Genomic DNA, 14,515 nt, shown 5'->3' with positions numbered 1-14,515 from the left:
GGCCGTAAAAGGCTGTTTAAGCAAAATGGCGGCAGCGCTCCCCGGTCACCAAAACGAACAGGTAGATTACCACTTACGTGCGGGTGAGCACCGGGTTGCACTAAACGAGCGTATCGGTGAGCCACTTAGCTTGCGCTGGACAGGTGCCATTGCCTGTACCCACTGCGGACGGGCGACCAAAAAGAGCTTTGCCCAGGGTCACTGTTACCCCTGCTTCAAGCGGTTAGCCCAGTGTGATACCTGCATCATGAAGCCGGAAACCTGCCACTATTTCCAAGGCACTTGCCGTGAGCCGGAGTGGGGCGAGCGGCACTGCTTCCAGCCGCATATCGTCTATTTGGCTAACTCCTCGGGGCTCAAAGTCGGCATTACCCGCAACACCCAAATGCCTACCCGCTGGTTGGATCAAGGCGCGATTCAGGCGCTGCCGATACTTGAAGTGGATACCCGTCAGCAGTCTGGGTTTGTCGAAATGCTGTTTAAACAGCAAGTGGCCGACCGCACCAACTGGCGGGCGATGCTCAAGGGTGACGTCGAGGTCATGGATTTAAGCGCCGAGCGTGACCGTTTGCTCAACCAGTTAGCCGATGGCTTGAACCAACTGCGTGAGACCCATGGCGTGGAGGCGATTCGCACGCTGGAAGCGGCGCCACAGCATTTTCACTACCCCGTCAGCGTTTTCCCCAAAAAAGTGGTCTCGCATAATTTTGATAAACAGCCGCTGGTGGAAGGCGTGCTGCAAGGCATAAAAGGGCAGTATTTGATCCTTGATAGCGGTGTGATTAATCTCCGCAAATTCACGGGTTACGAGATACAAGTGAGCTAAGCGGCTAGCCAGATGAGGGTGTTTTGACTAAGGTTAGGGAGTGATCTGATCCCGCCTTATGCAACGCAAGGAAGCCCCGATGCCTTGGCTTAAACTGCTTCACATTGCCGCGCTAGTGATCTGGTGCGGCTCACTGCTTTATTTACCTGCCTTACTCAGCCAGGCACTGCAACTACGCAAAGACTCTGGTTTTGCCCAGGGCACGCCGCCCATGCCGCGGTTCTTCTATAACTCTATTGCTACCCCGGCCGCCTTGGTAGCCATCGCCTCAGGCACGCTGCTGTTTCTCGTTCATGGCCTGCTGGGCGGGTGGTTGATTTTAAAGCTGGGTGCCGTCGTGGCCATGGTAGCTGCCCACGGCTGTTTTGGCTGGTTAATACTGCGCCTTGAAATGGGCCACTACCGCTGGGTTAAGCCCGCCAACTGGGCAGCGCTCTGTTTGGCCCTGGCAGGCATTCTAAGCGTGCTGGGGTTTGTGTTAGCAAAACCGCTGGATTGGAGCTAACACGATGACATCTAACGTATTAGCGTTAATCCTCAACCTCGACCCCCACCGCGTGTTCATACACCAACTGACCGCCCAGCCAGCCTGCCAAGGCGATCAACGCGGCGGTGACCAGCGAGACGGCCAGCCCCCAGGGCAGAATCGCGCTGGGGTCGTTGAAGCGCAACAGCCAATTCAGCGACGCCAACGAGAGCATGACCACCGCGACGATGGCGTGGCTCCAGCCGGTAATCAGGCGGCGAATGCGTGGCACTGTGACCAGATCAATAATGCCTGCCGTACTTGCAATCCAGCCGCCAAACGCGCCGACGCCTGCCAGCCACAGGCCAGCGCGCAACCAAAAGGGATCGCCGCTCAGCAGGTAACCGATATCGCTTGCCACCAGCGCCATCAGGGCTGCAACAGGGAAGTGAATCATCACGGGATGAAGCGGGTGGCCGGCGAGGGAGGCGCGGCTTTTAATCGAGCGCTGACGAGGTTTTGCCATGGTCACTTCCTGTGGGCAGAAACAGTAATTCAAGGGATGAAGCACACTATTCAACGCTTAACCCTACAGCGGGTCAACTCGCTTGGCATAGCACTGGCGCTACTGGCTGGACTATTGCTAACCGGTTGCGCAGGGGATAAGTCTATTCTAGACCCGGCCGGTCAGGCCGCACGCGATGTGGTGATGATCTGGTGGGTAATGCTGGGGTTTGGCACCGTGGTTCTAGTGCTGGTCACGGCTTTTTGGCTGTATACCTTCAAGCGCAAAGAAGTAACGCGAACGCCTGCTGATGAGCGAAAAATAGCGCGCCGCTGGATTATAGGCGGCGGCATTGTGCTGCCGGTGGCGAGCATTACCGCGCTACTGGCCTTCGGGGTGCCTACTGGGCAGCGCTTATTGCCGCTGCCGTTAGCAGAACCACCGGAGGTCATCGAAGTTATCGGCCATCAGTGGTGGTGGGAAGTTCGCTACCCAGGGGCGGAAAGGGGCGAGGTGGTGACCTCTAATCAGCTCATTATGCCAGCGGGAGAACCGGTTGATTTTCATGTTAGCGGTGCTGATGTGATTCACGCTTTTTGGGTGCCGCGCCTGGGCGGAAAGATCGATATGGTTCCCGGGCGGGTGAATAAAATCCGCTTGGAGGCGGATGAGCCGGCGGTATTTGGCGCCCAGTGCGCCGAGTTCTGCGGTGCCCAGCATGCCCAAATGCAGCTCTATGTAGAAGCCGTCGAGCGCGACGATTACGAAGCTTGGCTGGCCGCCCGCCAAACGGATCAACTGGCAGCGCTAGCGGAAAACGACCAACAGCATGAATCGGCCAGGGAGGCCTTTATGACCCATTGCGCGAGCTGCCACCGGGTAGCAGGACTCTCCTCTGGTAGGGAGGGGCCGGATCTTTCTGATCTTGGCAGCCGTACCAGCCTCGGGGCGGGCATTATGGCCATGGAAGAGGGAGCGGTAACCCGCTGGCTTCAGCACCATCAAGAGTTAAAGCCGGGCAACAAAATGCCGCCCCACAATGATATCGAGACGGCCACCTTGGAGAGCCTGGGTGCTTGGCTGGAGACGCTCACCCCATGACCACTATCAACCGTGAAGCGACCCCCGAAGGCGATAACATCAAAGGCCCCCATCAACTGCATAGTGATTTGCACGAGATCTGGGGCAATCCGCGTGGCTTGAAGGCCCTCACCATTGTCAATCACACCACGCTCGGCCTGCGATTTATGGTCACCGGGATGGTGTTCTTTTTGGTCGGCGGCCTGTTGGCCATGCTGGTGCGCACCCAACTGGCGCTCCCCGATCAAGACTTTATGACGCCGGATATCTATAACCAGGTCACCACCATGCATGGCACGGTGATGATGTTTCTGTTCGCCATCCCCATGCTTGAAGGGCTGGCGATTTATATGATTCCCAAGATGATCGGCGCCCGGGATCTGGTTTGCCCCCGGCTGACATCACTGGGCTACTGGTGCTACCTGTTTGGCGGCATTATTTTGTCGTTTAGTTTGGTGCTGGAGATGGCGCCGAATAGCGGCTGGTTTATGTATACCCCGCTTAGCAGCAGCGAGTACTCGCCGGGGTTGGGCTCCGATTTCTGGCTGCTGGGGATTACCTTTGTTGAGATCTCCGCGCTCTCTGCCGGGGTTGAACTGGTGGTTTCAATACTGCGTACCCGCACCCAGGGCATGGCGCTGCACAAAATGCCGCTGTTTGCCTGGTATATCCTCGCCATGGCGCTGATGATCGTGGTCGGTTTTCCGCCGCTGATTCTGGGCAGTATTCTGCTGGAACTTGAGCGCGCGGTGGGGATGCCGTTTTTTGAAGTGGCCGGCGGCGGTGACCCGATTCTTTGGCAGCACCTGTTCTGGTTGTTTGGCCATCCCGAGGTGTACATCATCTTTCTGCCTGCAGCGGGCATAGTCTCCACGCTGATACCGGTGTTTGCTGGCCGTCCGATTGTTGGCTATGGCTGGGTGGTGTTTGCCATTGCCGTGACTGGCTTTATCAGTTTTGGGCTTTGGGTTCACCACATGTTTACCGTGGGCATCCCTCAACTGGCCCAGGCGTTCTTCTCCGCCGCCAGTATGTTGGTGGCGGTGCCCACAGCGATTCAGGTGTTTGTGTGGCTGGCCACGCTATGGCTGGGTAAGCCCAAGATGAAGTTACCCATGCTATGGATCATGGGCTTCCTGATTATCTTTGTGTGTGGCGGCTTAACCGGAGTAATGCTGGCGCTGGTGCCGTTTAACTGGCAGGTGCACGATACCCACTTTGTCGTAGCGCATATGCACTATGTGTTGGTGGGCGGAATGTTCTTCCCACTAATTGCCGGGCTCTACTACTGGCTGCCGCTGTTTTCCGGGCGGATACCGTCTGAAACCCTGGGCAAATGGGGTTTTTGGCTGACCTTCCTGGGCTTTAACGGCACCTTCCTGATCATGCACTGGACTGGCCTGCTGGGTATGCCGCGGCGGGTTTACTCCTATGAGACGGGCATGGGCTGGGATATTTTCAACCTGCTATCGTCCATGAGTAGCTTTATCATGTCCGCGGGCATTGCCATGGTGCTGCTCGATTTTGCGCTGCATTTCCGTTTCGGCAAACCTGCCAAGCATAACCCCTGGAATGCAGACACCCTTGAGTGGGCTAACAGTATGCCGCCCAGTGCCTATAACTTTGTCAGCCTACCCAACGTCGAGACGCGTCATCCGCTCTGGGACAATCCGGATCTACCCAGTACCATGGCAGAAGGTCAGCATAGTCTGGCGGTGGCGACTCATGGCCGCCGGGAAATGTGGGGCACCGACCCGATAACCGGCAAAGTGCGTGAAATTATTCACCTGCCGGGTAACTCCTGGTGGCCGCTGTTTGCTGCGATGGCGCTGGCGGTTGTCTGTATTAGCCTGCTAACGCGTCTTTATCCGTTGGCGGGTATTGCGGTGATTATTGCGGGGCTATTTCTGTTGCGCTGGTCGTGGGAGAACGGGGCGCATCCAAAAGCTGCCCCGGATGCGGAGGTTGCTCCCGGCGATCCGCCGCTGCACTCGCGTACCATGGATGGCCCGGGTCTATGGGCCATGTCGATCACGCTAATCGCTAACGGCTCGTTCTTTCTCTCGTATCTGTTTGGTTGGTTTTACCTGTGGACGGTATCGCCGGAGTGGCGGATGCCCGAGTCTTCACCGCTCTCCTTGCTGGGGTTGATCCTGGCCGGGGCAGCGCTAACCGCTGGCGCGGGAATTCTCGAAAAACTTGTTCGCGGTTTGCGACAGGGTAGGGATGCGGGGCTGGTAGTGGGCATGTATAGCATCAGTGCCCTTGGATTTGTGCAGGTAGTGATAACGCTTTGGGTGCTGCTGAGTGCAGACCTGGCGGTTACCGAGACCGCCCATGATGCGATCATTTTGGTCGGGCTGGCCTATGTGCTGCTACACGGCGGTTTAGGCGCCGTGCTTACCCTGCTTCAGGGCCTGCGGGTGGGCTATGGCTATGTGGGTGCCCATGCGCCTTTCGAACCCGCCGTGGTTGCCCAATGGTGGCGCTATAACCTGGTGACCTTCTGGATACTCGTGGGCGCGCTTGCCGTGTTGCCCCGCGTAATAGGGAGCTAATCCGATGTGGAAACCGCCTACGATGCAGCGCCTACACCTTACCCATCCACTGCATTTTGTGATTGGCTTAACGCTATGGTGTATCTGGTTTGTAACGGTTTATGGCGGACATGCGGTCGCCTGCGCAGTCGCGCCGCCTGCTCCCGAGCAGGGCGTCTTCACCCTGGTGAACGCTATGCTGCTTGCCGTCAGTATTGCGGCGATTGCGTTACTGGCGGTGCTAACGGTGGGCTGTTGCCGTATGGCCAAGCGCCAGATCGGGCGGCTGCGCTTTAATGCCACGGTGTCCGCTGGCCTGTATCTTTTCTCTACCCTAGGCGTTGTGTTTGCGGCAATGCCGATAATCGGCATTCCGCCTTGTCTGTGAGTGGTATGACGGACACCAACGTGGAAAAGCTCTATACCCTCCACGGTATGTGGTGCACCAGTTGCGCCCTAGCCGTGGAGGGCTCGCTTAAGCATCTTGAAGGTGTGCGTGAGGTTAGCGTGCACTACCCAAGCGCAACGCTTTTCATCAGCGGCACGCCTGCCGCTATCCAACTCTCAACGCTTGCCGCCAAGGTTAAGCGGCTGGGCTATAGGCTGACAGAGCTTGAACCGGTGGGGAACGCCCATGCGCGTTTAGAAGCGGAGAGCCGCTACTTAACGCTTAGACTGCTGGTCGGCTCACTGTTCGGCATGTGGACGATGCTCGCCTCTCTACTGATCTACGCCGGAGCGCTGCCCGATAAGCAGATTGAACTGGTCGTCGCGTGGGTATCGGGGGCATTTTCACTACCCGTTGTGCTGTTTGTAGGCGTGCCGTTTTACCGGGCTGGGTGGCGCACGCTGCTGGCCAAGCGCCCGGGTATGGACGTGCTGGTTAGCCTGGGTGTTATCGGCGCGGTGATGGTCTCGGTATGGCTGCTATGGCGCGGCTCTGCAGAGGTCTACTTCGACACGGCAGTGATGCTGATTGTGCTTTTACTCGTTGGGCGGTTGGTCGAGACGCTGTGTCGCCATCGGGGGTTAAAAGCATTGGATGCCCTGACGCTGCCGGATGTGAATATAACAGTTTGGCAAGAGGAAGCCTGGGCATCGCTGCCCGTAGATCACGTGAAGGCGGGAATGCGCGTTGAGCTAGCGCCCGGTGCGTTGGTGGCACTCGACGGCACCCTTGAGGAGCCTGGTTGGATCGATACCGCTTCGCTGACCGGGGAAAGCTTACCGCGACATTTTCAAGCAGGGCAGATGATATACGCGGGCTGCCGCTATCTGGGCGCTACGCCTATCGTCATGCAGGTCAGTGCTGGGGTAGGCAAGCGGCGACTGGATCGGCTGTGTGATGAAATGCGCCGCTACCAAGCTAAAAAAGGCGAATTGCAGAAGCTTGCTGACCGCTTTGCCGCTTGGCTAAGCCCGCTAGCGCTAGTGCTCGCGTTACTGACACTGCCCGCTGCGCTGTTATTGGGGCTGGGTTGGGAGAATGCCTGGGTGCGCGCGCTTTCCGTATTAGTCGTGGCATGCCCCTGCGCCGTGGGGCTTGCCGTGCCGCTGGCAAGTCTGGCAGGTAGCGGTCAGGTCATGCAGCAAGGCGTGGCACTACGCGACCCGGCAGCGCTTGAAACTCTGGCGCGCATTCGCTCGGTTGCGTTGGATAAAACCGGCACCCTAACCACCGGTAGCCACGCAGTGCTTCACTGGCAGGCGCGGGAGAGTGTTGATCGGCAAGCCCTACAACGCAAGCTTAGTGCCGCCGTTGCGGGTAGTGAACACCCCTTGGCCCAAGCGCTAGCACGCTGGGCAAGTAGCCTCGGCGATCAACAATCGGAACCGTGCGAAGAGATCAATGAAGTGCCTGGGGAAGGGCGCCGGGTGAAATTAAGTAGCGGCGAATGGCTGTCGGTGGGCAGCGCTAGCTGGATGGTTCGCCAGCGCATCGTTCTGCCTGACCAAGCGGAAGACGCAGCGCTGGCTTTTGCTTCTCAAGTGATGGTAGCCGATGAGGTTGGCTGGTTAGCTACGCTCTATCTCTCCGATCAACCGGTGGACGACGCTGAATCTAGCGTGAAGCGCCTGCTGGCTTCAGAGTATATGGTGGCAATGATCAGCGGTGACCGGCAGGGCGCGGTGAGTTGGTTAGGCGAGCGGGTGGGGCTTGCCCGTGAAGCTTGCTATGCCCAACGCTCGCCGGAAGCCAAGGCGCGGTTACTACAGGCGCTGCCATCGCCAACGCTCTACGTGGGGGATGGCTTAAACGATACCTTAAGCCTAGCCGCGGCAGATGTGGGAATCGCGCCACTGAGTGCCAGTGAGGCCGCCCGTGAAGGGGCTGCCGCACAGCTTATGGCACCCGGAATTGGTGGGGTAGTGAAGCTGCTCGGCATTGCCAAACGCACTCGACGTATCATGGTGCAAAACCTGTTTTTTTCGGCGCTCTATAACACCTTGGCACTCGGGCTAGTGGTGCTGATGGCCATACCGCCGTTGGTCGCAGTGCTTGCCATGGCGGCTAGCTCGTTAACAGTGACCCTTAATGCTGCGAGACTGGCGTGGGCTGAACCGGATGAAGATGAATAAGGTAAGTCGCATTAAAGCGAATAGCCTAGCGCTTGTTTAAGCCGTTCTGCATTTGTCGCTACCCAGCTTGGATCTATCGCGCCCCAATCGCGTATCTGGTAGCGGCCAATGTTGTGGCGCTCGCCGTCATCTTTGCTAAAGACGCACTCGATATCCAGCTCGGCCAGGGAGGCGATCGTATCCTGGGCGGTGCGCCGGGGCATGCCGGTGGCCTCGATTAACGCAGGCACGCTGGCGATACCTTGTTCGATCAAATGGGCGACATATAAGCGGCGGTAAAAACTCGATTTGGTTTTGCTAAGCACGGGCATTCGGCTTCCTTTGCAGCTAATTGATGCATGTGTCGCCTAGCTTAAATGAATAAATCATGCTGTGCTCGTGGCGGGCGAAAATCTCGGGTGTTCAAACCCTGCTCGGTGCGATCCTGCATGTTCCACTGGCGGCTGGCACGGGCAAAGCGTTGGGCGATTAAATCCGCAAATACCCCTTCCCCGCGAAAGCGCTTACCAAATTTGGCATCGTACGCCTTACCGCCCCGGCACTGGCGCATTAAGCTCATCACTTTAGCGGCGCGTTCCGGGTAGTGGGCTTCTAACCACGCCTCGAATAATGGCGCGACTTCATAAGGTAAACGCAGCAACATCCAGGCGGCGGTGCGTGCCCCCGAACGGCTGGCAGCTTCCAAAAGGTTTTCGATTTCATGATCCGTCAGCCCCGGAATAACCGGCGAAATCAGCGTGCCCACCGGAATGCCTGCTGTATTTAGTTCACGAATCGCCCGCAAGCGCGCCTGAGGCGATGCCGCCCGTGGCTCTAAGGTGCGTTTTAAATTGGCATCCAGGCTGGTCAAACTGACAAATACGCGTACCAAGCGGTGTTCGGCCATCTCCGCGAGTAGCTCTAAATCGCGCAGCACCAGGGTGCTTTTAGTCACCAGCGTTACCGGATGGCGACACTCCAAAAGCAGCTCAAGCAACCGCCGAGTGGTTTGGTGTTTGGCTTCAAGCGGTTGGTAGCAGTCAGTGTTGCCGGAAAGATTGATCGGACGGCACACATAGTTGGGATGACAAAGCTCTTCGGCTAGCCGCTCCACTAACCCGCTGCGGGCAATCAATTTGGTTTCAAAATCCAGCCCTGGCGATAAATCCCAGTAGGCGTGGGAGGGGCGGGCGTAGCAATAAACGCAGCCGTGCTCACAGCCGCGGTAGGGGTTCAGCGAGCGATCAAAGGGTAAATCCGGCGATTTATTCCAGGAGAGCGCGCTTTTGCTCACTTCCTCGCGCACTTCGGTGGCGATGGTCGTTGACGCTTCTTCCCGCCACCAGCCGTCATCTTCTGCCACGCTACGGGTAGGCGAAAAACGGTTGTGCGGGTCGTACGTCGCGCCGCGCCCTTTGTAGGTGGCTGGCTGAAAAGGTGAGTTAAGAGATGCCATTTGTTCACCTCCTTTTAGTGGTTTTATATACAGTAGTTGTGAAAAGGTAAGAAAGCAATAGTCCGCAAATGAATGAATACGACAGCTGGCTTTGGTGAAACTACCCAAGTCACTATGACGGAGTTAATCTGATGAGTGGATTTGTGAACACAGCGCCAGCGAGGAGGCATCATGTCGAAAGTGGTTATCGTGACGGGAGGAAGCCGAGGTATAGGAGCTGCGACTGCAAAACTGCTGGCGACTAAAGGCTATGCGGTGTGTGTCAATTATCTTGCTAACCGCGAGCGGGCGGATGATGTGGTTGATTCCATTACCCGGGAAGGTGGCCGAGCGTTTGCCTATCAAGCGGATGTCAGTAGTGAAATTGACGTGATCCGGCTATTTGATGCAGCAGAAGCGCGCTATGGAAATGTTACCCATCTGGTCAATAATGCAGGCATTCTGTTTACTCAATCTAAATTGGTTGATATCGACCTTGAGCGCTTCAGCCAAGTACTCAATAGCAACGTGGTTAGCTGTTTTCTATGTTCGAGAGAAGCCGTTAGACGCTTCCAAGCAGGCGGTGTCATCGTTAATGTCTCCTCGCTTGCCTCCCAAACAGGCTCGCCCTTTGAGTATGTGGATTACGCAGCATCAAAAGGCGCTATGGATACCCTGACTAAAGGGTTGTCTCGTGAAGTTGCCGCTGCGGGGATTCGTGTTAACGCGGTTCGTCCCGGTTTTATCTACACTGATATGCATGCCGATGGTGGTGAACCTGGGCGGGTAGATCGTTTAGCACCACAAATTCCTATGCAGCGTGGCGGTGCCGCTGAGGAAGTGGCCAATACCATTGCTTGGTTGCTTTCGGATGAAGCTTCGTACGTTACGGGGGCATTTATGGATGTTGCCGGTGGGCGATAGTATTGCTGCACCCTTATGACGAGCTTTCTACAGGGATGCTGCATCTGACTAGGAAAGGTCTTAAAACTTATGCAACTTCAACAACACTTCAAACTAATGGCCACGTATAACGAGCGGATGAACGCACAGGTATACGATACGGCTAGCAAGCTGGGCACAGCTGAGCTTATCGAGGATAGAGGCGCCTTTTTTGGCTCTATTTATAGCACTCTGAATCACATCGTAGTAGCGGACACCATGTGGCTTAAGCGGTTTGCAACCCATCCTTCTTCTACCGCCACGCTTGCGGTAATGGTGGCGTTGCCTATGCCCGAGCGCCTTAATCAAATCATGTTTGATGACTTGGATGGCCTAAAAGTGCACCGTCAGTGGCTGGATAGCGTGATTATTAACTGGATAGAAGCGTTGACAGACGAAGACTTGAGCACCACGTTGAGCTACCACAACAGCAAAGGAATCGCTTCCACCCGGCGCTATTCAAGCCTTATCTATCACTTCTTCAACCACCAGACCCATCACCGCGGGCAGGTATCTACGCTGCTCTCGCAAGCTGGTTTGGATATAGGCGTCACCGATCTGCTGGCGCTGATTTCGGAAGAGGCGTAAGGTTAATTAGCAGTAACTGTTTAAGCGGGTAATCCATTCGTGATTACGACCTAGGATGATGCTGACTTTAAAAAAACTGATGCTATGAACATTTTTTCGATCCTACTGATACGTGTGTTGGCAATTTACCTAGCGCTTAATCCTCTTCTGTCAGTGTCCCCGATTCTGCTTAGCCCGGGCTCGGATGAGTCAATAAACGAATGGCTGCCTATGTTGATAGCTGGAGTGCTAATACCCATGGCGGCGGGCGTTGTACTATGGTTTTCAGCACGAGCGTTGGCTAATAAAATCCATGCTGGCTCTGTTGTAGATCCAAGCGTAAATATTAGTGAGGCAGGCTTGGTGCGAGCAGGTAGCTTTCTGATAGGCGTCTATCTATTTGTTCAACACCTAGGCACAACAATTAGTCAGTGGGCCTGGGGTGGCATTATTGCCTATGGCTCGCTGTCCGTTCTCGTCATCAGCGTAGGATTGATAGTAGGAGCTAACTTTATGGGTAAGCTATATAAGAAGATTAAGTACGCAGGTGTTGATTCATAGCCGACGGTCAATGTCCATTGCAGTGGTGCAGCCTTATCTCTACTGCTTTAGCGGCACTGCTGGCTAAGCGCCAGCTGTGTAAACATTTAAACGAGTGCTAAATGATCAAGCTAGAAAAACTTAATGCAGCGGATATCGCCAAGGTACGCAGTATCGCGGTGCGCGATGATCAGGTGAAATTTGTGGGCACCGCTAAGGAGTTTCTCGCTGATAGCAATGAGGCTACACACCTGCATGTGATTAAACACAATGACCAGGTGGTAGGATGCTTCAAAATCGATATAGCCTATGCTGATGGTTATGACTTTTGTACGGAAGGCAGCATAGGCCTACGCACGTTTATTATTGACGCCAAGCAGCAGGGCAAAGGCCTTGGTACGCTGGCGGTAAAAGCGTTGTTTCCCTACCTAAAAGAGAACTATGCGAATTACCCTCGAATCTATCTGACGGTGAACACCAAGAACCCCGCAGCTTACACCTGTTACCAAAAGGCGGGCTTCCATGAAACAGGTGAGCAATACCTGGGCGGCGCTGCGGGGCCTCAGCATATTATGTACTGGGATATCCAAGGATCAGAACGTTTATTCAAGCGGTAGTAAGTCCATCGGGGCTATCTGGTTAAGAGGTTCTTTCACCGCCACGATTTATCGGAGTCGATACTGGTAGAAAATGCGCGAGCAGAGAGGTGTTAAAAGGGCGCGTCATCAGAGACTATTCGTTCTTCATAGTGATAGATAGCTTACTCACAACACGTGCTCCATTCCTTAGCGATATACTTGTCCCATTTGCAGAACACGAGACGTGGCACCATGGCAACAGCACATGATAAACAGTGGAACATGAAGCCTAATGTGCGCTTGGCTAGGCAATTGGCAGTGCGTGATTTGCCTGCTCTGGTATACGATGCTGTGAACCTGGAAGGGGTCGCTATGACTCTGCCGGAGGTTCAGACGATCCTGGATGGTATAACCGTTGGCGGTCATCAAGTCAGCGATCAGAATATGGCGATCAACCAGGCAAAAGCGTGGGAACATATATTCGCGCTAGTCGATAAAGGCCAATTTCGCTTTGATAAGCAAACCGCCCTAGACATCCATGCCATCGCAGGCAAGGAAGAGGCCTTGGAGTGGGGCAAGTTTCGTTCAGGTTATGTAACGATCGCAGGTTCTGACTATGAGCCGCCAGCGCCTCATGAGCTTGACGCTAGATGGCATGAGGTTCAGCGGCAGGTAGAAAGCGAAGAGGATAGTTACGACCAAGCCATCACTGCTTTTCTACAGATGGCTAGGGCGCAATTCTTCTGGGACGTTAATAAGCGCACTGGCCGCTTTATGATGAATGGCATTTTGCTGGCCTACGGGTTCCCGATGATCAATGTGCCCGCCAAGCGTCAGCAAGAGTTCAATGCCCTGATGATGGATTGTTACATTAGCAACGATATGCGGCCCATGAATGCCTTCTTACGTAGCTGTTTACAGCCGACCATTATCAAAAATTTTAGAATAGACCTATCCATTGGCTAGGGGGCGAGATCAACTAAGCGCTTCAGGTCGCTCGCAAGGTTCTAAATTTGGCCTTGGCTCAGCGCATGGTGAGCAGTGAAATATGGCAAGCTACCTGTGCCAATATGGTGTAAAACGGGATCAAACCTAGCGCCGGTATGATTAACTGCGTAGCGGTCTTTGATGGTAACACTCGGCTGGCTTCCTGCCGCATCATTAACATAAGTGTTACTTGGACAGTAGTGCTGAGTTGATGATAGTTGTTTTCCATGGTAACACGATACTCGATTAGAGAGAGTTGCACTTAGATATTGAGCGCGTGTGCTCTGTAAGTATACGAAATAATAAGAAATTAATGTTTATTTTAGTTGTATGTACGGTTTCTACTACACATAATGAATAATAGACTTGCAGTGTAATATGTTGCAAAATTTAATTTAGTTGTAAATATTTATAATAGGAGTAAATTATGAAGAATAGTGCTAGGTTAGCATTTACATCCCTATATGAAGAGTATGAAACATACATCGATAAAATATCAAAATCTAAAAATAAGGAAAACCTCCTGAGTAGTATTTCAAGTTTTGTTGAGTTTGTTGGCTGTGAATACTACGTTTACGCTTGCTTTACTCCGTCAGATCATGGGTATAAAAAAGATGAAATTATTTTGATAAATGGCTACCCGCAGGAGTGGAGGGACCATTATGACTATAACGGTTACGCATCTTTTGATCCAGTTGTCAAAATTTGTAAAAAAAGTGTTATGCCGTTTAAATGGTCTAACATAGATTGTGGTCTTGTTGGTGATAAACCTATTATGGAAGAGGCAAAGGAATTTGGATTGTCGTATGGCTGGACTGTGCCTCTTCACAGCATCGGAGGGGAGTGGAGCTTATTGAGTATTGCTTCGTCAAGCTGCGATGATTTTTTTATGCGTGATAATGACCCAAGACTTGCTCTGTCATATTTAGTAATGCCCGCTATTAATAAAGTCATGACCGATACATGTGCTGTAAAGATAGAGAGAAAATCAAAAATAGATAAAGTAACTGAAAGAGAACGTGAAGTTATTGCTTGGGCTGCTGATGGGAAAACAAATTGGGAAATTTCCAAAATAATGGTAATTTCTGAGTCTACTGTTAGGTTTCATATTAAAAATGTTTCTTATAAAATGGGTGCAAGTAATAAGGTAAGTGCGGTATCTAAGGCAATTTTATATGGGGTTATATAGCATTTCTTTTGTTGAAGTCGATAAGTTTATGAAATTTCACATCTATATTAATATAGCAAGAAGTTTGACCTGATTGGCGATGCTCTTTTTAATATTTAGTATCAATTTGTGGTATCGTCAAGCCACTATTGTGTCAAAATAATCTTTTTCAAGACCACTCTATAATGGCAGATTTCATTGATTTCTTCCATTAAATATTTTCGCATATAGTGCGTTATTTTCGATAATTTTCACCCGATCTTGCCTTTTCGACACCCAGTAAAAGATATCTAGCCTAAATGGTGTAATGGTTGAAGTTAACCCT

The 14,515-nt window shown here is 53.3% G+C and carries 15 protein-coding genes; 12 read left to right on the top strand and 3 right to left on the bottom strand.

The window, feature by feature from the left end; translation table 11 throughout:
- Positions 1 to 25: 25 nt before the first annotated feature.
- A complete protein-coding gene (locus QT230_RS18465) occupies positions 26 to 826 on the top strand; it encodes a DUF2797 domain-containing protein (protein ID WP_374694485.1) in 801 nt (266 codons plus the stop codon).
- 79 nt (positions 827 to 905) lie between these two features.
- Entirely contained in the window at positions 906 to 1,331 is a 426-nt protein-coding gene (locus tag QT230_RS18460) for a CopD family protein (protein WP_308323625.1), read from the top strand.
- Between the two features lie 25 nt (positions 1,332 to 1,356).
- On the opposite strand, the gene QT230_RS18455 is transcribed toward QT230_RS18460, so the two are convergent.
- Positions 1,357 to 1,818, bottom strand: coding sequence for a DUF2231 domain-containing protein (locus tag QT230_RS18455; protein WP_040480622.1), 462 nt, complete (start codon positions 1,816 to 1,818; stop codon positions 1,357 to 1,359).
- A gap of 36 nt (positions 1,819 to 1,854) precedes the next feature.
- Here QT230_RS18455 and coxB point away from each other — a divergent pair, with 36 nt between their 5' ends.
- From coxB to QT230_RS18435, 4 genes are read left to right on the top strand one after another with little or no spacing between them, the layout of a single operon-like run.
- Positions 1,855 to 2,898, top strand: a complete 1,044-nt coding sequence (coxB, locus tag QT230_RS18450; protein ID WP_308323624.1) for a cytochrome c oxidase subunit II — start codon at positions 1,855 to 1,857, stop codon at positions 2,896 to 2,898.
- Positions 2,895 to 5,435, top strand: a complete 2,541-nt coding sequence (gene ctaD / locus QT230_RS18445; RefSeq protein WP_308323623.1) for a cytochrome c oxidase subunit I — start codon at positions 2,895 to 2,897, stop codon at positions 5,433 to 5,435. The genes coxB and ctaD overlap by 4 nt, the downstream gene beginning before the upstream one ends.
- A gap of 4 nt (positions 5,436 to 5,439) precedes the next feature.
- A complete protein-coding gene (locus QT230_RS18440; RefSeq protein WP_308323622.1) occupies positions 5,440 to 5,802 on the top strand; it encodes a hypothetical protein in 363 nt (120 codons plus the stop codon).
- A 5-nt stretch (positions 5,803 to 5,807) separates the two neighbouring features.
- Complete coding sequence (locus tag QT230_RS18435) at positions 5,808 to 7,994, top strand: cation-translocating P-type ATPase (protein WP_308323621.1); 2,187 nt, start codon at positions 5,808 to 5,810, stop codon at positions 7,992 to 7,994.
- Positions 7,995 to 8,005: 11 nt separating this feature from the next.
- Here the strand turns inward: QT230_RS18435 and QT230_RS18430 are convergent, their stop codons facing one another.
- Both QT230_RS18430 and QT230_RS18425 read right to left on the bottom strand, forming a co-directional pair.
- Positions 8,006 to 8,305 (bottom strand): winged helix-turn-helix domain-containing protein, encoded by a 300-nt coding sequence (locus tag QT230_RS18430; protein ID WP_308323620.1) that lies wholly within the window; start codon positions 8,303 to 8,305, stop codon positions 8,006 to 8,008.
- A gap of 41 nt (positions 8,306 to 8,346) precedes the next feature.
- A complete protein-coding gene (locus QT230_RS18425) occupies positions 8,347 to 9,429 on the bottom strand; it encodes a PA0069 family radical SAM protein (protein ID WP_308323619.1) in 1,083 nt (360 codons plus the stop codon).
- Positions 9,430 to 9,600: 171 nt separating this feature from the next.
- Here QT230_RS18425 and QT230_RS18420 point away from each other — a divergent pair, with 171 nt between their 5' ends.
- From QT230_RS18420 to QT230_RS18395, 6 genes are all read left to right on the top strand, one after another.
- Entirely contained in the window at positions 9,601 to 10,332 is a 732-nt protein-coding gene (locus tag QT230_RS18420) for an SDR family oxidoreductase (protein ID WP_308323618.1), read from the top strand.
- A 69-nt stretch (positions 10,333 to 10,401) separates the two neighbouring features.
- The gene (locus QT230_RS18415; protein WP_308323617.1) at positions 10,402 to 10,938 is read left to right on the top strand and encodes a DinB family protein; all 537 of its coding nucleotides are present in this window, start codon (positions 10,402 to 10,404) and stop codon (positions 10,936 to 10,938) included.
- A gap of 237 nt (positions 10,939 to 11,175) precedes the next feature.
- Positions 11,176 to 11,478 (top strand): hypothetical protein, encoded by a 303-nt coding sequence (locus tag QT230_RS18410; RefSeq protein ID WP_308323616.1) that lies wholly within the window; start codon positions 11,176 to 11,178, stop codon positions 11,476 to 11,478.
- A 101-nt stretch (positions 11,479 to 11,579) separates the two neighbouring features.
- Positions 11,580 to 12,074 carry a GNAT family protein gene (locus QT230_RS18405; protein ID WP_308323615.1) on the top strand — a complete coding sequence of 165 codons (495 nt, stop codon included), beginning with the start codon at positions 11,580 to 11,582 and terminating at the stop codon, positions 12,072 to 12,074.
- A 213-nt stretch (positions 12,075 to 12,287) separates the two neighbouring features.
- Positions 12,288 to 13,001: a Fic family protein gene (locus QT230_RS18400; protein ID WP_308323614.1), complete on the top strand. Its 714-nt coding sequence runs from the start codon at positions 12,288 to 12,290 to the stop codon at positions 12,999 to 13,001.
- A 448-nt stretch (positions 13,002 to 13,449) separates the two neighbouring features.
- Complete coding sequence (locus tag QT230_RS18395; RefSeq protein WP_308323613.1) at positions 13,450 to 14,211, top strand: LuxR family transcriptional regulator; 762 nt, start codon at positions 13,450 to 13,452, stop codon at positions 14,209 to 14,211.
- The last annotated feature ends 304 nt before the right edge of the window (positions 14,212 to 14,515 follow it).

Origin of the sequence: Halomonas sp. SpR8 (assembly GCF_031010195.1) — a bacterium.
Taxonomy (GTDB): Bacteria; Pseudomonadota; Gammaproteobacteria; order Pseudomonadales; family Halomonadaceae; genus Vreelandella.
Note: the sequence above shows the minus strand (reverse complement) of the source record. Positions and strands in the feature narration are given on the sequence as shown.

What these genes read in the sequence shown, in the direction of transcription:
- QT230_RS18465 (WP_374694485.1), top strand. Translation starts at nt 26, where the DNA reads ATGGCGGCAGCGCTCCCCGGTCACCAAAACGAACAGGTAGATTACCAC.
- QT230_RS18460 (WP_308323625.1), top strand. Translation starts at nt 906, where the DNA reads ATGCCTTGGCTTAAACTGCTTCACATTGCCGCGCTAGTGATCTGGTGC.
- QT230_RS18455 (WP_040480622.1), bottom strand. Translation starts at nt 1,818, where the DNA reads ATGGCAAAACCTCGTCAGCGCTCGATTAAAAGCCGCGCCTCCCTCGCC.
- coxB (WP_308323624.1), top strand. Translation starts at nt 1,855, where the DNA reads ATGAAGCACACTATTCAACGCTTAACCCTACAGCGGGTCAACTCGCTT.
- ctaD (WP_308323623.1), top strand. Translation starts at nt 2,895, where the DNA reads ATGACCACTATCAACCGTGAAGCGACCCCCGAAGGCGATAACATCAAA.
- QT230_RS18440 (WP_308323622.1), top strand. Translation starts at nt 5,440, where the DNA reads ATGTGGAAACCGCCTACGATGCAGCGCCTACACCTTACCCATCCACTG.
- QT230_RS18435 (WP_308323621.1), top strand. Translation starts at nt 5,808, where the DNA reads ATGACGGACACCAACGTGGAAAAGCTCTATACCCTCCACGGTATGTGG.
- QT230_RS18430 (WP_308323620.1), bottom strand. Translation starts at nt 8,305, where the DNA reads ATGCCCGTGCTTAGCAAAACCAAATCGAGTTTTTACCGCCGCTTATAT.
- QT230_RS18425 (WP_308323619.1), bottom strand. Translation starts at nt 9,429, where the DNA reads ATGGCATCTCTTAACTCACCTTTTCAGCCAGCCACCTACAAAGGGCGC.
- QT230_RS18420 (WP_308323618.1), top strand. Translation starts at nt 9,601, where the DNA reads ATGTCGAAAGTGGTTATCGTGACGGGAGGAAGCCGAGGTATAGGAGCT.
- QT230_RS18415 (WP_308323617.1), top strand. Translation starts at nt 10,402, where the DNA reads ATGCAACTTCAACAACACTTCAAACTAATGGCCACGTATAACGAGCGG.
- QT230_RS18410 (WP_308323616.1), top strand. Translation starts at nt 11,176, where the DNA reads ATGGCGGCGGGCGTTGTACTATGGTTTTCAGCACGAGCGTTGGCTAAT.
- QT230_RS18405 (WP_308323615.1), top strand. Translation starts at nt 11,580, where the DNA reads ATGATCAAGCTAGAAAAACTTAATGCAGCGGATATCGCCAAGGTACGC.
- QT230_RS18400 (WP_308323614.1), top strand. Translation starts at nt 12,288, where the DNA reads ATGGCAACAGCACATGATAAACAGTGGAACATGAAGCCTAATGTGCGC.
- QT230_RS18395 (WP_308323613.1), top strand. Translation starts at nt 13,450, where the DNA reads ATGAAGAATAGTGCTAGGTTAGCATTTACATCCCTATATGAAGAGTAT.